This is a genomic window from Blastococcus sp. SYSU DS0828 (genome assembly GCF_054050975.1).
This window is the reverse complement of sequence record NZ_JBJHAK010000006.1, coordinates 1-18522: the sequence shown is the minus strand read 5'-3', so window position 1 is coordinate 18522 and position 18522 is coordinate 1. Positions and strand designations below refer to the sequence as shown.

The 18522-nt window shown below is 75.9% G+C and carries 19 protein-coding genes; 14 read left to right on the top strand and 5 right to left on the bottom strand.

What is annotated here, in order from left to right; translation table 11 throughout:
* The first annotated feature begins 6 nt into the window (after positions 1-6).
* The 3 genes from selA (at position 7) to ACI79Q_RS06460 (ending at position 3498) form a co-directional block, all read left to right on the top strand.
* Positions 7-1323 (top strand): L-seryl-tRNA(Sec) selenium transferase, encoded by a 1317-nt coding sequence (selA, locus tag ACI79Q_RS06470; RefSeq protein ID WP_456599117.1) that lies wholly within the window; start codon positions 7-9, stop codon positions 1321-1323.
* A complete protein-coding gene (gene selB / locus ACI79Q_RS06465; protein ID WP_456614410.1) occupies positions 1314-3059 on the top strand; it encodes a selenocysteine-specific translation elongation factor in 1746 nt (581 codons plus the stop codon). The genes selA and selB overlap by 10 nt, the downstream gene beginning before the upstream one ends.
* Positions 3060-3123: 64 nt before the next feature.
* On the top strand, positions 3124-3498 hold the full coding sequence (locus ACI79Q_RS06460) for a PH domain-containing protein (protein ID WP_456591243.1): 375 nt from the start codon (positions 3124-3126) through the stop codon (positions 3496-3498).
* Between the two features lie 72 nt (positions 3499-3570).
* On the opposite strand, the gene ACI79Q_RS06455 is transcribed toward ACI79Q_RS06460, so the two are convergent.
* A complete protein-coding gene (locus tag ACI79Q_RS06455) occupies positions 3571-4350 on the bottom strand; it encodes an enoyl-CoA hydratase-related protein (RefSeq protein ID WP_456614409.1) in 780 nt (259 codons plus the stop codon).
* Between the two features lie 40 nt (positions 4351-4390).
* On the opposite strand from ACI79Q_RS06455, the gene hemW reads away from it, so the two are divergent.
* From hemW to ACI79Q_RS06420, 7 genes are all read left to right on the top strand, one after another.
* Positions 4391-5629 (top strand): radical SAM family heme chaperone HemW, encoded by a 1239-nt coding sequence (hemW, locus tag ACI79Q_RS06450; RefSeq protein WP_456614408.1) that lies wholly within the window; start codon positions 4391-4393, stop codon positions 5627-5629.
* A gap of 158 nt (positions 5630-5787) precedes the next feature.
* On the top strand, positions 5788-5943 hold the full coding sequence (locus ACI79Q_RS06445; protein ID WP_456591240.1) for a hypothetical protein: 156 nt from the start codon (positions 5788-5790) through the stop codon (positions 5941-5943).
* Positions 5944-6031: 88 nt separating this feature from the next.
* Complete coding sequence (locus ACI79Q_RS06440) at positions 6032-6346, top strand: TraR/DksA family transcriptional regulator (RefSeq protein ID WP_456614407.1); 315 nt, start codon at positions 6032-6034, stop codon at positions 6344-6346.
* 92 nt (positions 6347-6438) lie between these two features.
* Positions 6439-7347, top strand: coding sequence for an ATP-binding cassette domain-containing protein (locus tag ACI79Q_RS06435; RefSeq protein WP_456614406.1), 909 nt, complete (start codon positions 6439-6441; stop codon positions 7345-7347).
* On the top strand, positions 7344-8090 hold the full coding sequence (locus ACI79Q_RS06430; RefSeq protein ID WP_456591237.1) for an ABC transporter permease: 747 nt from the start codon (positions 7344-7346) through the stop codon (positions 8088-8090). The genes ACI79Q_RS06435 and ACI79Q_RS06430 overlap by 4 nt, the downstream gene beginning before the upstream one ends.
* Before the next feature lie 22 nt (positions 8091-8112).
* Positions 8113-9225 carry a sensor histidine kinase gene (locus ACI79Q_RS06425; protein ID WP_456614405.1) on the top strand — a complete coding sequence of 371 codons (1113 nt, stop codon included), beginning with the start codon at positions 8113-8115 and terminating at the stop codon, positions 9223-9225.
* A complete protein-coding gene (locus ACI79Q_RS06420; RefSeq protein WP_456591235.1) occupies positions 9222-9827 on the top strand; it encodes a response regulator in 606 nt (201 codons plus the stop codon). The genes ACI79Q_RS06425 and ACI79Q_RS06420 overlap by 4 nt, the downstream gene beginning before the upstream one ends.
* A 1-nt stretch (position 9828) precedes the next feature.
* Here ACI79Q_RS06420 and ACI79Q_RS06415 read toward each other — a convergent pair whose 3' ends face one another.
* The gene (locus ACI79Q_RS06415) at positions 9829-10203 is read right to left on the bottom strand and encodes a type II toxin-antitoxin system VapB family antitoxin (RefSeq protein ID WP_456598217.1); all 375 of its coding nucleotides are present in this window, start codon (positions 10201-10203) and stop codon (positions 9829-9831) included.
* Positions 10204-10469: 266 nt separating this feature from the next.
* Between ACI79Q_RS06415 and hrcA the strand changes: the two genes are divergently transcribed.
* Genes hrcA through ACI79Q_RS06400 form a run of 3 tightly spaced genes read left to right on the top strand, consistent with a single transcriptional unit; the run spans position 10470 to position 13394 of the window.
* Positions 10470-11492, top strand: a complete 1023-nt coding sequence (gene hrcA, locus ACI79Q_RS06410; protein WP_456591234.1) for a heat-inducible transcriptional repressor HrcA — start codon at positions 10470-10472, stop codon at positions 11490-11492.
* A 15-nt stretch (positions 11493-11507) separates the two neighbouring features.
* A complete protein-coding gene (gene dnaJ, locus ACI79Q_RS06405; RefSeq protein ID WP_456591233.1) occupies positions 11508-12638 on the top strand; it encodes a molecular chaperone DnaJ in 1131 nt (376 codons plus the stop codon).
* A 3-nt stretch (positions 12639-12641) separates the two neighbouring features.
* Positions 12642-13394, top strand: a complete 753-nt coding sequence (locus ACI79Q_RS06400; protein WP_456612719.1) for a 16S rRNA (uracil(1498)-N(3))-methyltransferase — start codon at positions 12642-12644, stop codon at positions 13392-13394.
* Between the two features lie 116 nt (positions 13395-13510).
* Here the strand turns inward: ACI79Q_RS06400 and ACI79Q_RS06395 are convergent, their stop codons facing one another.
* The 3 genes from ACI79Q_RS06395 to ACI79Q_RS06385 all read right to left on the bottom strand — a co-directional run bounded on the left by ACI79Q_RS06395 (position 13511) and on the right by ACI79Q_RS06385 (position 16829).
* Positions 13511-15130: a PhnE/PtxC family ABC transporter permease gene (locus tag ACI79Q_RS06395; RefSeq protein WP_456614404.1), complete on the bottom strand. Its 1620-nt coding sequence runs from the start codon at positions 15128-15130 to the stop codon at positions 13511-13513.
* Positions 15127-15807 (bottom strand): phosphonate ABC transporter ATP-binding protein, encoded by a 681-nt coding sequence (locus ACI79Q_RS06390; protein WP_456599124.1) that lies wholly within the window; start codon positions 15805-15807, stop codon positions 15127-15129. Before ACI79Q_RS06390 ends, ACI79Q_RS06395 begins: the two co-directional genes overlap by 4 nt.
* 62 nt (positions 15808-15869) lie before the next feature.
* Positions 15870-16829 (bottom strand): putative selenate ABC transporter substrate-binding protein, encoded by a 960-nt coding sequence (locus ACI79Q_RS06385; RefSeq protein ID WP_456591229.1) that lies wholly within the window; start codon positions 16827-16829, stop codon positions 15870-15872.
* 332 nt (positions 16830-17161) lie between these two features.
* Between ACI79Q_RS06385 and ACI79Q_RS06380 the strand changes: the two genes are divergently transcribed.
* Positions 17162-18340, top strand: a complete 1179-nt coding sequence (locus ACI79Q_RS06380; RefSeq protein ID WP_456591228.1) for an ABC transporter substrate-binding protein — start codon at positions 17162-17164, stop codon at positions 18338-18340.
* Positions 18341-18522 lie beyond the last annotated feature (182 nt).

The window sequence follows — 18522 nt, the reverse complement described above, 5'->3', positions numbered from 1 at the left end:
GGGGCGATGACGACCGACCCGCGCCGCCAGGTGCCCCGCACGGACACGCTGCTCGCCGACCCCCGCCTCGCCGGCGCCGGCGAGCGGCTGGGGCGCGTCCTGGTGAAGGGCGCCGTCCAGCGCGTGCAGCAGCGCATCCGGGCCGGCGAGGTGGCGCCGGACGCCGCCGTCGACGCCGTCCTCGCCGACCTCCCGCCCACAGCCGGCAGCCTGCGCCCGGTGCTCAACGCCACCGGCGTCGTCGTGCACACCAACCTCGGCCGCGCGCCCCTGTCGGAGGCCGCCGTCGCGGCGGTGGCCGCGGCGAGCGGCACCACCGACGTCGAGCTCGACCTGCGCACCGGTCGCCGGGGCCCGCGGGGGGAGGCGGCCATCGCGGCGCTGCTGGCGGCGGTCCCGGCCGCGGAGGCCGCGCTCGTGGTGAACAACTGCGCGTCCGCGCTGGCGCTGGTGGCCACCGCGCTGGGGCAGGGCCGGGAGCTGGTGCTCGCCCGCGGCGAGCTGGTCGAGATCGGCGACGGCTTCCGCATCCCCGAGCTGCTGGAGAGCACCGGCGCCCGGCTGCGCGAGGTCGGCGCCACCAACCGCGTCGCCCTGGCCGACTACCGCGGGGCGCTCGGCCCGGACACCGGCGCGGTGCTGAAGGTGCACCCGTCCAACTTCGTGGTGCGCGGCTTCACCCGGGCGGTCGAGGTGCACGAGCTCGCGGCGGCGCTCGAGGGCACCGGGGTCCCGCTGGTCGTCGACGTCGGCTCGGGGCTGCTCCGGCCGCATCCGGTGCTCCCCGACGAACCCGACCTGCAGACGGCGCTCGCCGCCGGTGCGGACCTCGTGCTCGCCAGCGGTGACAAGCTGCTCGGCGGCCCCCAGGCCGGCCTCGTCCTCGGCCGCGCGGAGCTGGTGCAGCGCCTGCGCCGGCACCCGCTCTACCGGGCGTTCCGGGTCGACAAGACCACGCTGGCCGCGCTGGAGGCGACGCTGCGCGGCCCGCTGCCGCCCGTGCAGCGGATGCTCGCCGCCGACGTCGAGGAGCTGCGGGCACGGGCCCGGGCGCTGGCGGAGCGCCTGGCGGCCGGGGGCGTGGACGCGCTCGCGGTGGACGCCGACTCCCGCGTCGGCGGGGGAGGGGCGCCCGAGCACCCGCTGCCCGGGGCCGCGGTCGCGCTGCCCGAGCGGTTCGCCGAGCCGCTGCGCCTGGGCGCCACCCCGGTGGTCGGCTACGTCGAGGACGGTCGCACGCTGCTCAACCTGCGCAGCGTCGATCCCTCCGACGACGGCGCCCTCGCCGCGGCCGTCCTGGAGGTGGTCCGCCGGTGGACGTGATCGCGACCGCGGGTCACGTGGACCACGGCAAGTCGGCCCTCGTGCGCGCGCTCACCGGCATGGAGCCCGACCGGTGGGCCGAGGAGCGCCGCCGCGGGCTGACCATCGACCTCGGCTTCGCCTGGACCACCCTGCCCTCGGGGCGCCGGCTGGCCGTCGTGGACGTGCCCGGACACGAACGGTTCGTGGGCAACATGCTCGCCGGCGTCGGCTCGGTGCCGGCCGCGCTGGTCGTGGTCGCGGCCGACGACGGCTGGTCGGCGCAGACCGCCGAGCACGTCGCCGTCCTGGACGCCCTCGGGGTGCGGCACGCCCTGCTCGCCGTCACCAAGGCCGACCTCGCCGACCCCGCGCCGGTGCTCGCCGACGTGCGCGAGCGGCTGGCCGCGACGTCGATGGGCGAGGTCCCCGGCGTCGCGGTCAGCTCGATCACCGGGCAGGGGCTGGCCGAGCTGACCGCTCGGCTGGAGGAGCTCCTCGGCGCGCTCCCGGCCCCGGACCCCGACGCGCCGGTGCGCCTCTGGATCGACCGGGCCTTCAGCATCAAGGGGGCCGGCACGGTGGTCACCGGGACGCTCGCCGCCGGAGCGGTCGCGCCCGGCGACCGGTTCCTGCTGGGGGACCGCGAGGTCACGGTGCGCGGCGTGCAGTCGCTCGGCGAGCCGGTCGAGCGGGCCGCGGCCACCGCGCGCGTGGCGCTCAACCTGCGCGGTGTCGCGGTCGAGGACCTCTCGCGCGGTGACGCGCTGCTCACCCCGGGCGCGTTCCGGCTGACCGACGTCGTCGACGCGACGCTGGCCGGGGCGCCGGAGGAGCGGCTGCCGGCCGAGCCGGTGGTGCACGTCGGCTCCGCGACGGTGGGTGCGCGGCTGCGGCCGCTGGACGGCCGGGCGGTGCGGCTGCGCCTCGCCTTCCCGCTGCCGCTGCGGATCGGTGACCGGCTGCTGCTGCGCGACCCCGGCGCCCGGCGGGTGCTCGGCGCCGCCGTGCGCGACGTCGACCCGCCCGAGCTGCGCCGCCGCGGCGCCGCCCGGCAGCGGGCCGCCGAGCTCGTGGCGCAGCCCGCCGGCTCCGACGGCGCCTCGGCCGACCTCGCCCGCCGCCGGATCGTGCGCTCCGCCGACTTCGCCGCGATGGGCTGGCCGGTACCTGCCGGGGCGACCCGGCTCGGCCCCTGGCTGCTGGCCGACGGGCTGGCCGACGAGCTCGCCGCGCGGGTGCCCGAGATCGTCGCCCGCTACCGGCGGTTGCGGCCGCTGGAGCCGGGGCCGCCGGCGGAGGTGGTGCGCCGGGCGCTCGAGCTGCCCGACGCCGAGCTGGTGCCGGCGCTGGTCCGCGAGCCGCTGGTGCTGCGCGAGGGCCGCGTCGTCGACGGCGCGGCGGACCTGCCGCCGGAGGTCCAGCGGGCGGTCGACGCCGTTCGTGCCCGGCTGGCGGCCGATCCGTTCGCCGCTCCGGAGGCGCCCGAGCTCGCCGACGCGGGGCTGGGCACCCGGGAGCTCGCGGCGGCCGTCCGCAGCGGGCAGCTCGTGCGCGTCGGGGAGGGCGTCTACCTGGCTCCCGGCGTCGACACGGTGGCCCGGGAGCGGCTCGCGCGGATCCCGCAGCCGTTCACCCTCAGCCAGGCACGGCAGGCGTGGGGGACCAGCCGCCGGGTCGCGGTGCCCCTCATGGAGTGGCTGGACGCCCGGGGCGTCACCGAGCGGCTGCCCGACACCACCCGCCGGCTGCGGTAGGCAGCCTGTCCCGGGCTCCGCGCGTCGAGGACGACTCCCGTGCTCCGGCACCTAGCGTGCGGGGGTGATCGACTTCTCCAACGGTTCCGTCTTCAAGCTCAACCCCGCGAATCCCCAGGACATCGGTCCCGCCGTGGCGCCGCTGCTCATCCAGGGGGAGCAGATCGTCGCCTGCTTCAAAGCGGTGCGTGACTTCGTCGTCTTCACGAACAAGCGGCTCATCGCCGTGAACGTGCAGGGCATGACGGGCAAGAAGCGGGACTTCACGTCCCTTCCCTACAGCAAGGTGCAGGCGTTCTCGATCGAGACCGCCGGGACGTTCGACCTCGACGCGGAGTTGGACCTCTGGTTCAGCGGGCTCGGGAAGGTCCGGCTGGAGTTCAAGGGCAACGCGGACATCCGTCAGCTCGGGCAGATGATCGCCACCTACGTCCTCTGACGAGCCTGGTCCCCGCTCGCTCGTGCCCTGCCCACCCCTGTGGGCAGGGCACGAGCATGCGGCGGGAACAGGTCAGTCCGTGGCTGGGACCCAGCGGGCGGGGCGCTTCTCCCGGAACGCCGCGATGCCCTCCTGGCCCTCCTCGCCGGCGAAGAAGCGCGCCGACAGGTCGAGCAGGGGCTCGAACTCGAGCCGTGGCTGGCGTGCCCGCAGCAGTCGCTTGGTCTCGGCCAGGGCGGCCGGCGCACCGGCGGCCAGCGCGGTGAGCTGCCCGGCGAGGACGGCGTCGACCTCGTCGTCACCGGCCACCAGGTCGACCAGCCCTCCGTCGGCGGCGGTCGCGGCGTCGAAGACCTCGCCGCTGAGCATGAGCCGGTGGGCCACGTGGGTGCTCATCCGGGGGAGGACGACGGCGGAGATCACCGCCGGCACCAGGCCCAGGCGCACCTCGGAGAAGGCGAACGTCGCCGACTCCGCCGCGACGACGACGTCGCAGGCCGCCAGCAGCCCGACCCCTCCGGCGCGGGCCGGACCGCGCACCACCGCCACCACGGGCTTGGGCGAGGACCAGACCAGCTCCAACAGCTCCGGGAACTCGCGCACGCCCTGGCTCTCCGACGAACCGCCGGCCGCCTCGGAGAGGTCCATCCCCGAGCAGAACACCCGGCCGGTGTGGTCGAGCACGACCACCCGCACCGCGTCGTCGGCCAGGGCATCGGCCAGCGCCGCGCGCAGCTCGGCCCGCATCGCCCGCGACAGCGCGTTGCGGTTGGTGGGGGAGTCCAGCGTCAGGGTGGCGACGCCGCGCGCGACGGACACCTGCAGCACTCGGTCGGAGGTCACGTCCGGCATCCTGCCGCCCCGGTGGCCCGGCGCGGCACACTGGGAGCAGATGAACACCGTCCTGCCGCTGATCGACGACGCCGGCCTGCCGCCCGGGTCCCCCGGCCCCGACCGGCTCCCCGGCACCGCCCGCGAGGGGCTCACGACGACGCCATTCGGCCTGTACGTGCACGTCCCGTTCTGCGCGACCCGCTGCGGCTACTGCGACTTCAACACCTACACCTCCGACGAGCTCGGCCCCGGCGCCACCCGCAGCGAGTACGCGGGCACCGCGATCGCCGAGCTGGAGCGCGCCGTCCGGACCCTGGGCCCGGACCTGCCGACCGTCTCCACGGTCTTCGTCGGCGGCGGCACGCCGACGCTGCTGCCGGCCGACGACCTCGCCGCCGTGCTCGAGGCCGCCCGCGGGCTCTTCCCGTTCGCCGACGACGTCGAGGTGACCACGGAGGCCAACCCCGAGACCGTCTCGCCCGCCTCGCTGGCCCGGCTGCGCGAGGCCGGCTTCACGCGGGTCAGCCTCGGCATGCAGTCGGCGGCGCCGCACGTGCTCGCCGCGCTGGACCGCCGGCACACCCCCGGCCGCGCCGTCGAGGCGGCGCACGAGGCCCGCGCGGCGGGGTTCGAGCACGTCAACCTGGACCTGATCTACGGCACGCCCGGGGAGACCGACGCCGACTGGGCCGCCTCCCTCGACGCGGTCCTCGCCTCGCCGGTCGACCACGTCAGCGCCTACGCGCTGATCGTCGAGGAGGGCACCAAGCTGGCCCGGCGGGTCAAGCGGGGCGAGCTGCCCATGCCCGACGACGACGTCCTCGCCGACCGCTACGAGCAGGCCGACGCGACGCTGCGCACGGCAGGCTTCGAGTGGTACGAGGTGTCGAACTGGGCCACCGCCGACGCCGCCCGCTGCCGGCACAACGAGCTGTACTGGGCCAATGCGAACTGGTGGGGGATCGGGCCGGGCGCGCACAGCCACGTCGGCGGCGTCCGCTGGTGGAACGTGAAGCACCCCGCGGCCTACGCCGACCGGCTGGCCCGCGGCGAGAGCCCGGCGCAGGACGCCGAGCTGCTCGACGACGACGACCGCGCACTGGAGGCGGTGATGCTCGGGTTGCGGCTGCGCGCCGGACTGCCGCTGACCGCGCTCACCGGCACCGGGCGTGCGCGGGCGGCCGAGGCGGTCGCAAGCGGTCTCCTGGACCCGCTGGCGCACGCGAACGGGCGGGCCGTCCTCACCGACAGGGGCCGCCTGCTCGCCGACGCGGTGGTCCGCGACCTCACCGACTGACGGAGGACCCGTCCCCGTCCCTCACACGCTCGGGACGAGCTTCGGAACACGACCGAGGGTGGCTCGGTTCATCCGAAAGGGCGAGATTGGTCCGGCCGTCGTGGGCTATGGTCCCCGTTCCGGCAACGGGGCCGGGTGTTCGGAGGGGGTGGTCGGTCGTGACCGTGCCAGGAGTGCGCCCAGCGGCGGCCCCACCGTTCGCCCTGTCCGGCGGTGCCCGGCTCGCCCTCGCGATGAACCGCCGTGCCCGCGGGCTGCGTGGCCTCGACGTCCTCCGCCGCAGCCAGGACCGGGCCCCGCCGCGTCGCTCCTGACTCCGTCCCGGAGTCCCCGCACCAATCCCGACGCGCCACCGACCGGTGACCGCGTCTTCCCGCGTTGCCCCGAGAAGGAGATCCCCGCATGTCTGCCAGCATCGACAGCACGACCGCCGCCTCGGCGAACCGCTTCCGCACCCTCCTGGAGGAGCAGCGCGCCGACTGCGCGCAGCAGCGCGAGGAGGCGCTCGCCGAGTGCGCGACCTCGGTGCCCGACCCGGTCGCCCAGCGCCGCAGCGCCGACCTGCAGCGCACCATCGAGGAGATCGACGCCGCGCTCGCCCGCCTCGTCGACGGCAGCTACGGCCGCTGCACCGGCTGCGGTACCGCCATCCCCGAGGAGCGGCTCGAGCTGCGCCCGTTCGCCCGCACCTGCGTGGCCTGCACGCCCGCCGCCTGACCTGGTGCGCCGGTCGCGTCTGACGGATGTCAGGCGCGACCGGCGACGTCCGGCACTAGTGCGCTCCGGCGCCGCGGGAGCAGGCTCGGCGCATGCCTCCCGCACCCGCTCTCGACATCCGCGGGCTGACCGTCCGCTACGGCGACGCGGTCGCCGTCGACGACCTCGACCTCACCATCCCGTGCGGCCAGACCGTCGCCCTGCTCGGGCCCAACGGCGCCGGCAAATCGACCGTCGTCAACGCCGTGCTGGGCCTGCTGACCCCGACGGCCGGGGAGATGCGCGTGCTCGGCTGCAGCCCGGGCGACGCCGTCCGGGCCGGCAGCGTCGGCGCGATGCTGCAGCACGGCGGGCTGCCCAGCGAGGCCCGGGTCGGCGAGGTGCTCCACCTGGTGCGCCGCAGTTTCCCGACGGCGTGGCCGCTGGACGACCTCGTGGTCACCGCGGGCATCGACGGGCTGCTCGACCGGCCGGTGGAGGCGCTCTCCGGTGGTCAGCGCCAGCGCGTCCTGCTGGCCCTGGCCCTCGCCGGCGCACCGCCACTGCTGCTGCTCGACGAGCCCACCTCCGCCATGGACGTCGAGGCGCGCCGTGCGTTCTGGACGACGATGCGCGGCCTGGCCGGCCGCGGGCACACCGTCGTCTTCGCCACCCACCACCTCGACGAGGCCGACGCGGTCGCCGACCGGGTGGTCGTGGTCGCCGGCGGGCGGGTGGTCGCCGACGGCACCGCCGCGGAGGTCAAGGCCGGGGTCGGCGGGCGCACCGTCTCCTTCACGGCCGCTCCGGAGCGGCGGTTCGACGCCGTTCCGGGGGTCACCGCGGTGACCTGGCAGGGGAGCACGGTGCGGCTGGCGACGACCGACGTCGACGCCACCCTGCGGGCGCTGCTGGCCGACGGCGGCCTGCCCGACCTCGAGGTGCGCGGCGCGTCCCTCGAGGACGCCGTCCTCTCGCTGATCCCCACCCGCCGGCCGAGCACGATCGGAGCCGCCCGATGAGCCCGCTGTTCGCCTTCCAGCTGCGCCGCGTGGGGCGCAACAAGCAGTTCCTCTTCTTCACCGTGCTGCTGCCCGCGCTGTTCACGATCTTCCTGACCAGGATCATCGGGGGGCAGATGACCGGTGCGGCGGCGCAGCAGGAGGCCGCCGCCGCGATCATGGTCTCGATGATGGCCTACGGGGCCATCGGGGCGTCCCTGGGCGCGACCATCCGCATCTCGTTCGACCGCGCCTCGGGCTGGCTCCGCCAGCTCCGGGTGACCCCCGTGCCGCAGACCCAGGTGTTCGCCGTCGACGTCGCCGTCGGGGTGCTGCTGACCCTGCCGAGCCTGCTGGTCGTCGCGCTGGTCGGGCGGTTCGTCAACGGGGTGCAGCTGCCGGCCGGCACGTGGCTGGCGCTCCTCGCCGTGCTGTGGGCGGGGTCGGCGGCGTTCGTGGCCCTCGGCATCCTGGTCGGGCTGTCGCTGGACGAGAAGGCGGCCGGTGGCGCCATCGGCATCCTGGGTGTGGTGCTGGCGGCGCTGGGCGGGCTGTGGTGGCCGGTGGAGATGCTGCCCGAGGCGATGCGCGGCCTGGCGTACAGCCTGCCCTCGTACTGGTACGCCGAGCTCGGCCGCGACGTGGTCGCCGGTGGGTGGCCGTCGGCGGTCGCAGTGCTGGCGATGGCCGGGTACACCGCCGCCTTCGGAGCCCTCGCGGTGTCCGTCGCCCGCGCCCGGCCGCTGCACGCGGTCGCGGGCTGAGCCGACCGCTACCGTGCCCGTCGTGGACGCCCCGAGCCGCTGGCAGCGCCTGGGCTGGGCCGTGCCGTGGCTGCTGTTCCAGGCCTTCCCGATCGCGGACCTGGTCAGCACGCCGCGGCCCGTGGGGGTGCAGGTGGTGGCGGCCGTCGCCCTCGTCGCCTTCACCGTCGTCTACCTCGGCGTCTTCGGCGAGGTCTTCGGGAGCCGCCGGGACTGGCCCCGCGTGCAGCTCGTGGTCGTCGCCGTCCTGGGGGTCGGGCTGGCCGTCTGGCTGGGCCCCGCGTGGGCCGGGTTGATGATCTACGTCTCGGCGGCGGCGTCGGTGGCCCTGCCCGCGCGGTGGGTGTGGCCGGCGGTCGTCGGCGCGGCCGCGGTGTGCGCCGGGGTGCTGACCGCCCACGGCGTCCTCGGCGACGTCTTCATCCTGCCGGTGATCTGCCTGCTCACCGCGTTCGCCCTGCGGGGGATGCGGCAGCTGATGAGCGTCAACGCCGAGCTGGTGGAGGCGCGCGAGGAGCTGGCCCGCAACGCCGTCACCGAGGAGCGGCTGCGGTTCGCCCGCGACCTGCACGACCTGCTCGGGCACAGCCTGTCGCTGATCGCGCTCAAGAGCGAGCTCGCCGGCCGGCTGGCCGAGCGCGACCCGGTGCGCGCCCGCCAGGAGATGGCCGACGTCGAGGCCGCCGCGCGCCGGGCGCTCGCCGAGGTCCGCGACGCGGTCAGCGGCTACCGCCAGGTGAGCCTGGCCCAGGCGCTGGCCGAGGCCCGCTCGGCGCTCTCGGCCGCGGGCATCGCGCTGCGGGCACCGGCTCCGGGCCGATCGCTGCCGGCGCCGGTCGACGCGGTGCTCGGCTGGGTGGTGCGGGAGGCCACCACGAACGTGCTCCGGCACAGCGCCGCCCGGTCGGTCACGGTGAGCCTCGCGGAGACGGACGAGGACGTGGAGCTGAGCGTGACCGACGACGGCCGGGGCGGGGACGCGCCCGCCGGCGCCGGCCTGTGCGGGCTGGCCGAGCGGGTGGCCGCGGTGGGGGGCCGGCTGACGCACGGGCCGGTCGACGGCCGCGGGTTCCGGCTCACCGCCTCGGTGCCGCTCAGCAGCGCGGTCCGCGCCTCGCCCGTGGCGGCGTCGTGATCCGGGTGCTCATCGCCGAGGACCAGACGATGGTCCGCGGGGCGCTGCGCGCGCTGCTGGAGCTCGAGGACGACATCGAGGTGGTGGCGGAGGTGGGCCGGGGCGACGCCGTGGCGGCGGCCGCCGTGGAGCACCGACCCGACGTCGCCCTGCTGGACATCGAGATGCCCGGCGCCGACGGGCTCGCGGCCGCCCGGGAGCTGGCGACGGCGCTGCCCGGGTGCCGCGCGGTCATCCTGACGACGTTCGGCCGGCCGGGGTTCCTGCGCCGCGCCATGGAGGTCGGCGCCGCGGGCTTCCTGGTCAAGGACGCGCCCGTGAGCGAGCTGGCGCAGGGCATCCGGGCGGTGATGGCCGGCGAGCGGGTCATCGACCGCGACCTGGCGGCCGCCGCCCTGGCCATCGGGGCCACGCCGCTGTCGACCCGGGAGGCCGACGTGCTGCGCGCCGCGGCCGACGGGGCGACCGTCGCGGACATCGCCGGCCGGCTCTTCCTGTCGGAGGGGACCGTGCGCAACTACCTGTCGTCGGCGATCGGGAAGACCGGCGCCCGCACCCGGGTGGAGGCGGCCCGCGTCGCGGAGGAGAAGGGCTGGCTCTAGGTCAGCCGTCCCGCGGCCCGGGCACCGGTGGCTGCGCCGGGAGCGATGCCGTGCTCGGGCCGTCCGGCGTCTGCACAGGGGTGAGCGCGTCGAGGTCGAGCACCCGCACGTGGATGACCGTGCGCTGCTGCAGCGCCGCGCGCAGCGCCCGGTGCAGCCCGTCCTCCAGGTACAGCTCCCCGTGCCACTGCACCGCGTGCGGGAAGAGGTCGCCGTAGAAGGTGGAGTCGTCGGCGAGCAGCGCGTCGAGGGCCAGCTCGCGCTTGGTGGTCGTCAGCGTGTCCAGCCGGACCTGGCGGGGCGGGATCATCGCCCAGTCGCGGGTGGACAAGCCGTGGTCGGGATAGGGGCGCCCGTTGCGCACGCCTTTGAAGATCAGGGGACCGACCTCCGCTCTCCGCCCCCGCCCGGGGCACCGACCGTTACCAGCCTAGCCGTCGGAACGGCGCCGTACCCCCGCCCGTGCGGCCCCGTCCGGGGGCTCGCCGCGAGCCTGCGAGCGGGGGAGGAGGACGGGCTGCTTCGCGTATGCTGGCCTGGCACTCTGTCCGTGCGAGTGCCAGCCGGGGCGAACCGGGGCCGGCGTCGGTCCCGCCCCCGGGGCGCGGCACGGCGCGTCGACCGGTACGGGGAGGTGTCACCGTGGCGCACGACGAACGGCGCCTGGAGGTGCTCCGGGCCATCGTCCAGGACTTCGTCTCCACCAACGACCCGGTGGGCAGCAAGGCCCTCGCCGAGCGGCACGACCTGGGCGTCTCCCCGGCGACCATCCGCAACGACATGGCGGTGCTGGAGGAGCAGGGGTACATCACCCAGCCGCACACCAGCGCCGGCCGGGTACCCACCGACAAGGGCTACCGGTTGTTCGTCGACCGGCTCTCGGCGGTGAAGCCGCTGTCGGCCGCCGAGCGCCGGGCGATCGAGCGCTTCCTCGACGGCGCCGTCGACCTGCACGACGTCCTCGGCCGGACGGTGCGGCTGCTCGCGCAGCTGACCCGCCAGGTGGCGGTCGTCCAGTACCCGACGCTGTCGCGCAGCGCCGTCCGGCACCTCGAGGTGGTGCAGGTGGCGGTGGGCCGGCTGCTGCTGGTGCTCATCACCGACACCGGCCGGGTCGAGCAGCGCGTCGTCGACTGCCCGGCCGACGTCGACCCGACTGCGGTGCCCGAGCTGCGTGCCCTGCTCAACTCCGCCTTCGCCGGGGTGAAGCTGGGCGAGGCCGGGGACAAGGTGCCCGGGCTGCTGGAGACCGCGCCGCCGCACCTGCGGGGGCTGGTCGCCGCGGTCAGCGCCACGCTGGTGGAGACCCTCGTCGAGCCCAGCGAGGACCGGCTGGTCATCGGTGGGACGGCCAACCTCGCACGGGGCACCGCCACCGACTTCCCCGGCACGCTCCGGCCCCTGCTGGAGGCCCTCGAGGAACAGGTCGTCGTGCTGCGCCTGATGAGCGAGGTCGACGCCGGCACCGTGCTGGTGCGCATCGGTGAGGAGAACGCCCACGAGGCGTTGTCCGGGGCCTCGCTGGTCACCGTCGGGTACGGCTCGGGTGACCGGGCGCTCGGCGGCCTCGGGGTCGTGGGACCGACCCGCATGGACTACCCAGGAAACATGGCCGCGGTGCGAGCCGTGGCCCGCTACGTCGGCCACCTGCTGGCCGAGAGCTGAGGACGAGACTTTTCGATGGCGACCGACTACTACGGCGTGCTGGGCCTGGCCCAGGGAGCGACCGATCAGGACATCAAGCGCGCCTACCGGCGGCTCGCGCGCGACCTGCACCCGGACGTCAACCCCGATCCGGAGGCCAAGGAGCGCTTCCAGGAGGTCACCCGCGCCTACGAGGCGCTGACCGATCCGGAGAAGCGCCGGATCGTGGACCTGGGCGGTGACCCCTTCGACAGCGGCGCCGGGGGTGCCGGTGGGTTCGCCGGTGCCGGGTTCGGCGGCCTGGGCGACATCATGGACGCCTTCTTCGGCGGCGCGGCCACCCGTGGCCCGCGCAGCCGCACGCGGGCCGGGCGGGACGCGCTGATCCCGGTGGAGCTGGAGCTGGACGAGACCGTCTTCGGCACCACGAAGGACCTCACCGTCGACACCGCCGTGCTCTGCGACACCTGCGCCGGCGCCGGGACCGCCCCCGGCACCCACCCGGCCACCTGCGGCACGTGCTCGGGCCGCGGCGAGGTGCAGAGCGTGCAGCGCGGTTTCCTCGGGCAGGTCGTCTCCAGCCGCATCTGCCCGACCTGCTCGGGCACCGGCCAGGTCATCCCGCAGCCGTGCCCGAAGTGCGCGGGCGACGGCCGGGTGCGGGCCCGCCGCACCCTGTCGGTGAAGGTGCCGCCGGGCGTGGAGGACGGGATGCGCATCCGGCTCACCGGCCAGGGCGAGGTCGGCCCCGGCGGCGGGCCGGCCGGCGACCTGTACGTGGAGGTGCACGAGCGGCCGCACGAGGTGTTCACCCGCGATGGCGAGGACCTGCACTGCCGGGTCACGCTGCCGATGACCTCCGCAGCGCTGGGCACCACGCTGACCCTCAAGACGCTCGACGGCGAGGAGGAGCTCGACATCCGCCCGGGCACCCAGTCGGGCAGCGTGCTCACCCTCCGCGCGCACGGGGCACCGCGGCTGCGTGCCACCGGGCGCGGTGACCTGCTGGTGCACGTCGAGGTGCAGACGCCGACGAAGCTCGACGCCGAGCAGGAGAAGCTGCTGCGCGAGCTGGCCGCCCTCCGGGGGGAGGACCAGCCCGGTGCCAACCGGGAGGCCCAGGGCGGCCTGTTCTCCCGGGTCCGCGACGCCTTCCACGGGCGCTGATCGATGAGCACCGAGGCCCCCGAGCTCGACGGCGTCCCGCTGTTCCTGGTCGAGGAGCTGCCCGAGGTCCCGGAGCTGCTCGTCGCCGGGCAGGAGGGGCGGCACGCCGTCGACGTGCTGCGCCTGCAACCGGGCGAGCGGGTGCACGTGGGTGACGGCGCGGGCACCGTCGCCGAGGGCGAGGTCGTCGCCGCCGGCCGCGAGGGTCTGCGCGTCGCCGTGCGGAACCGGTTCGAGGTACCCGCGCCGGACCCGGAGTTCGTGCTGGTGCAGGCCCTGCCCAAGGGGGACCGGGGCCCGCTGGCCGTCGACCTGGCCACCGAGCTCGGCGTCGACCGGATCGTGCCGTGGCAGGCCGCGCGCTGCGTGACCCGCTGGCGCGACGACCGGGTGGAGAAGGGCCTGGCCAAGTGGCGGGCCGCGGCCCGGGCGGCGAGCAAGCAGTCCCGGCGGCCGCGGCTGCCCGAGGTGACCGCGCCGATGAGCACCCGGGAGGTCGCCGGGGTGCTCGCCGACGCCGACCTCGCCGTCATCCTGCACGAGCAGGCCCGCCGGCCGCTGGCCGAGCTGGCCGTGCCCACCTCGGGCACCGTGGTGATCGTCGTCGGCCCGGAGGGCGGGCTCTCCGACGGCGAGGTCGTCGCGTTCCACGCGGCCGGGGCCGAACCGGTGCGGCTGGGCCCGGAGGTGCTGCGCACCTCCACCGCGGGCGCCGCCGCCCTGGCGGCGCTGTCCGTCACCGCACGCTGGAGGTAGGGCGTTCCCCGCCGCGGGGCCCGGAGGGCTCCCGGCAGGGAACGCGGACGCACTCGTCGCAGCCGGGGAACGGCACCTGGCCGTGGTGCGGCCCGGAGGGTCGCAGTGTCATCGCCTCATCGAACTGCGGCGCGGGCGCGGTCGCTGACCAGGTCGACGAGGAAGGTCAGCAGCACGATCGCCGCCAGCACGGTGGTGACGCCTGCCCAGTCGAAGGCCGACATCCGTGCCGACAGCAGCACCCCGATCCCGCCGGCGCCGAGCAGGCCGACGAGGACGGTGTCGCGGATCGCCACCTCCCAGCGGTAGAGCGACAGCGCGAGCACCGGGCCGGCGAGCGCCGGGGCGGAGCCGTAGAGCCACCGGCCGACCGGAGAGGCCCCCATGGCGCGCAGCGCCTCGGCCGGGCGCCGGTCGGTTTCCTCGACCGCCTCGCCGACCAGCCGGCCGAGCACGCCCAGGGTGTAGACCCCGAGGGCCAGCGCTCCGGGCAGGACGCCGGGCAGCAGGACGAACAACGCGACCAGCGCCCACACCGGTGGCGGGACGGCGCGCAGCAGGAGCAGGGCCAGCCGGGTGAGCACCCCGGCGGTGCGTCGCACCGGCCCGGCCGGGCCGGGCGGGCGCGCGGCGAGGGCGGCCAGCGCCACCACGCCGGCGGCGGCGAACGCGATCGCCAGGACCGACATGCGCAGGGCCTCCAGAGCGGTGGACCAGACGTCGCCGAGCAGATCGCCGTCCAGGGCAGGTGGCCACGCGGCCGAGGCGACGTAGGCCAGTTGCTCGCGGGTGCGTGCGGAGACCAGCGCGGCGGGGGAGAGCGCCAGGTACCAGGCCGCCCACGCGACCGCGGCGACGACGGCGAGCACCGCGCCGGTCAGCAGCGGATCACGCCGGGACCCCGTGCCCGTGCGCCGGGGTGCCGCGACCCGGCGGCGCACGGCCCGGCCGCCGACGTCGGCCAGCAGGCACAGCAGCGCGAGCGCGTAGACCGTCGTCCACACCTGCGCCCAGCGCAGCGAGGTGAAGGAGAGCGCCAGCTGGTAACCGAGCCCGCCGGCCCCGATCAGCCCCAGGACGACGGCTGCCCGGACCGCGCACTCCAGCCGGTAGAAGGAGTACGAGAGCAGCCCGCCGGCGGCCGCGGGCAGCAGCCCGTACAGCGCCGCCGTCCCCCGCCCGGCGCCTGCCGCGAGGAGGGCGTCGTAGCTGCCCCGGGGCACCTCGTCCAGCAGGTCGGCGAAGACCTTGGCGGTGATCGCGCCGTACGGGACGGCGATCGCCAGCACGCCCACCCACGGGTCGAGCCCGAGCACGTTGACCAGCAGCAGGCCCCACACCGCCTCGTGCAGCCCCCGGGGCAGCGCCAGCACCCCGCGGGTCAGCAGCCAGCCGGTGCGCCGTCCTCCCCAGGCGGTCCGGGAGACCGGGACCGCGGCCAGCGCGCCGAGCAGCACGGCCAGCCCGGCGCCGAGCACGGCGTAGGCGACGGTGACCAGGGTGGAGCCCGCGACGACGCGGAGGAACTCGCCGCCCAGCTCCGGGCGCAGCGCGGCGGAGAGGAAGCGGCCGACCTGGGCGGTGCCGGCCGGGTTGAGCACCGGCCCGGAGAACAGCCCGCTGCCGGCCAGCGCCCAGCCGAGCAGGCTGAGCCCGGCCAGCCCCCAGACCCACCGCCGCCGGTCCCGGCGCAGCCGGAGCTCGGGAGGTGCCGCCCGGTCGAGGACGGTCGTCACCGGGTGACCCCGTAGAACCGCTCCAGCTCCGCCACCGTCAGGCCGCGGGCGGGGGCGTCCAGGACGATCCGGCCGGCGGCAAGGCCGACGACCCGGTCGCAGTGGCGCAGCGCCAGGGCCGGGTCGTGCAGGCAGGCCAGCAGCGCGCCACCCCGCTCGGTCGCGAGGTCGCCGAGCAGGCCGAGGGCGAGGTCGGCCAGCGCCGGGTCGAGGGCCGACGCCGGCTCGTCGGCGAGCACGAGCTCCGGCTGCTGCACGAGCAGGCGGGCCAGCGCCACCCGTTGCCGCTGCCCTCCCGACAGCCGGTCGGTGCGCTCGTACATCCGGTCGGCGAGGCCCACCCGCTCCAGGGCCTGCCGCACCGTCGACGGGTCCTGCGGGCGGAGCAGCGACCACGCCGCCCGGCCGGCCGGCCACCGACCCAGCCGCCCGGCGTTGACGTTGTGCACCACCCGCAGCGCGCCGGTCAGCTCCAGGTGCTGGTGGACGGTGCCGGTGCGGGCCCGCAGCCGGCGCAGGTCCCGGCCGCGCAGCGCCGTCGGGTCCTCGCCGAGGACCCGCACCTGCCCCGCGGTCGGGGTCACCGCGCCGTTGAGCACGTTCAGCAGCGTCGACTTGCCCGCTCCCGAGGCGCCGACGACGGCGACCCGCTCGCCGGCGGCCACCGCGAGGTCCACCCCGGCGAGGGCAGGCGTGCCGCCGAAGCGGACCTCGATACCGGTGAGCCGCGCGATCTCGGTCAGTTGACCAGCCCCAGGTCCCGGCCGATCTGCTCGATCTGGTCGTAGTTCGCCGCCTCGGTGGGGAGGAACGCCCCCGCGCCGAACAGCCCGAGCACCTCGGCGTCCTGCGGATCCTGCGCGGACAGGCCGGTGAAGTACCCGGTCAGCCGGTCGGGCAGGTCGTCGCCGAACCGTTCGACGGCGCCGGGGCCGAGCAGCCAGTGGTAGTCGTGGTAGGCGGGGGTCCGTGCGTAGCGGACGACCGCCGGGTCGATCTCCCCGGCGGCCGCGCGGGACTCGTAGACCTGCTCGTTCAGCACGCCGGCCTGGTAGCTGCCGGAGGCGACGAGGGACAGCGTCGCGTCGTGCGAGCCGGAGAACCCCGGGCCGCCCGGGAAGCCCTCCGGGTCGACGCCGGCCTCGCGCAGGAAGTAGGCGGGCATGAGCCGGCCCGAGGTCGAGGTCTCGCTGCCGTAGGTGAAGCGCAGGTCGCCGAGCGGGGTGAGGTCCTCGGACGGGGACAGGCCGGTGCTCGCGTTCACCACGAAGACGGAGTGGAACTCCTCGTCGATGTCGCGCTGCGCGATCGGGACGGCGCCGGGGGTCTGCAGCCGCGCCTGGACGCCGGTGAGACCGCCGAACCAGACCAGGTCCAGGTCGCCGGTGCGGAACAGCGAGACGGCGGCGGCGTAGTCGGTGACGGGCCGGTACTCGACGTCGACGTCGAGCGCCCGGGCCATGGAGTCGGCCACGGTGCCGTGGAGCCGCTGCAGGACCTCGGGGTCCTGGTCGGGGATGGCGCCGATGCGCAGCGGCCCCGGGGAGGACGGTGCGGGGTCCGAGGTGCGGCCGCAGCCGGCGAGCGCGGCGGCGAGGGCGGCGCCGGTGCCGGCCAGCAGGGCGCGGCGGGAGAGGTGGGGGAGGAGAGCGGGACCGGGGACGGGGCCACCCGACCGGGCGGCGCGAGCGGGACGCACTACGTCCTCGCCCGGGGAACGGGCACGGGCACGGGCACGGGAACCTCCGTGGTCGGTGGTGGGGGGCGTCCCATCCTCTACCCCGCGTGCCGGGAGCGGCGCGCCGCGCCTCCGACGCGCGTCCCCGGGGACCGGGTCGGTCACGTACTGGTCACGCTTGCCACGCCCCTAGGGGAAGCCCGGCCGCGGCTGCCTACTGTGACGGCCGTAACCCGGCCGACCGACCTCGGTCGGCCCACGATGCCGGGGTGACACGGGCAGTGCCCGTCCGACCCGGGGAACGCGCGGCCGCCTCGGCGGTGCGCGGTCGTCGTGCTCGACAAGGGAGAGACATGCGCACCAAGCTCCACACCGTCGCCGCGGCCGGCGCCGCGGCCCTCCTCCTCGCCTCCTGCGGCTCCGGTGAGTCCGACGGCGGGGGAACCGCTGCCTCCGGAGAGCTGACCGGCGAGGGCAGCGGCGAATCCTGCACCATCGAGGGCGAGGTGCCCCTCGGCGCGGTGCTCAGCCTCACCGGCGCCGCGGCCAGCTACGGCGAGTCGCAGCAGCGCGGCCTGCAACTGGCCGCCGCGGAGCTCGCCGAGCAGGGCGGCGTCACTTACGACCTCACGATCGAGGACGACCAGACCGATCCGCGCCAGGCCATCACGCTGTTCGACGAGTTCGTCTCCGACGGCGTGAGCCTGATCATCGGCCCCACGCTGTCGAACGCCGCCGTCCAGGCCGACCCGATCGCCCAGGACGCAGGCGTCCCCGTGCTGGGGATCTCCAACACCGCCGAGGGCGTCACCGAGATCGGCGACTACATCTTCCGCGCCTCGCTCACCGAGCAGGCGGTGATCCCGCAGACGATCGCCCAGGCGACCGAGCAGTTCGGGCTCCAGGACGTCGTGGTCATGTACAGCAACGACGACGCCTTCACCGAGTCCGGCTACGAGGCGTTCGCCGCCGCGCTGGAGGAGGAGGGCGTGAACATCAGCGAGACGATCACCTTCTCCAAGTCCGACACCGATTTCCGCGCCCTGCTCACCCAGGCCCGGGAGAACGACCCCGACGCGCTGGTCGTCTCCGCCCTGATCGAGGCAGCGGTGCCGCTGGTGACCCAGGCCCGTGAGCTCGGCATCGACGTGCCGATCATCGGCGGCAACGGGTTCAACAACCCGCGGCTCATGGCCGACGCGGGCGAGGCGGCCGAGGGCGTCGTCGTCGGCGCCGCCTGGAACTCCTCGTCCGACAACCCGGAGAACCAGGCGTTCCTCGAGGCCTACGAGGCCGAGTACGACGCCCAGCCCGACCAGTTCGCGGCGCAGGCCTACGCCGGGCTGAAGCTGGTCGACCAGGCCGTGCGCGCCAACTGCTCCGGCGAGCGCGACAGCATCCAGGAAGCGCTCGGCGAGATCGAGGACGTGCCCACCGTCCTCGGCGAGTTCTCCATCGACGAGAACCGGGACGCCGACCACCCGGCCGTCGTGCAGGTCGTCGAGAACGGCCAGTTCGCCGTCCTGGAGTGATCTGCTCCGCGGCGCCGGCCCCCTGATCGGCCGGCACCGCGCTGCGACCCCGGCGGGGGGGGGGGGGGGGGGGGGGGGGGGGGGGGGGGGGGGGGGGGGGGGGGGGGGGGGGGGGGCGGGGGGGCGCGCCCCGCCAGGCCGCGCACGCGTAAAATCTAAAAAATATAACATTAAAAAATAAA

Coding starts and splice junctions, on each gene's coding strand:
- selA (WP_456599117.1), top strand. CDS start 7: ATGACGACCGACCCGCGCCGCCAGGTGCCCCGCACGGACACGCTGCTC.
- ACI79Q_RS06455 (WP_456614409.1), bottom strand. CDS start 4,350: ATGCCGGACGTGACCTCCGACCGAGTGCTGCAGGTGTCCGTCGCGCGC.
- hemW (WP_456614408.1), top strand. CDS start 4,391: ATGAACACCGTCCTGCCGCTGATCGACGACGCCGGCCTGCCGCCCGGG.
- ACI79Q_RS06440 (WP_456614407.1), top strand. CDS start 6,032: ATGTCTGCCAGCATCGACAGCACGACCGCCGCCTCGGCGAACCGCTTC.
- ACI79Q_RS06435 (WP_456614406.1), top strand. CDS start 6,439: ATGCCTCCCGCACCCGCTCTCGACATCCGCGGGCTGACCGTCCGCTAC.
- ACI79Q_RS06430 (WP_456591237.1), top strand. CDS start 7,344: ATGAGCCCGCTGTTCGCCTTCCAGCTGCGCCGCGTGGGGCGCAACAAG.
- dnaJ (WP_456591233.1), top strand. CDS start 11,508: ATGGCGACCGACTACTACGGCGTGCTGGGCCTGGCCCAGGGAGCGACC.
- ACI79Q_RS06400 (WP_456612719.1), top strand. CDS start 12,642: ATGAGCACCGAGGCCCCCGAGCTCGACGGCGTCCCGCTGTTCCTGGTC.
- ACI79Q_RS06380 (WP_456591228.1), top strand. CDS start 17,162: ATGCGCACCAAGCTCCACACCGTCGCCGCGGCCGGCGCCGCGGCCCTC.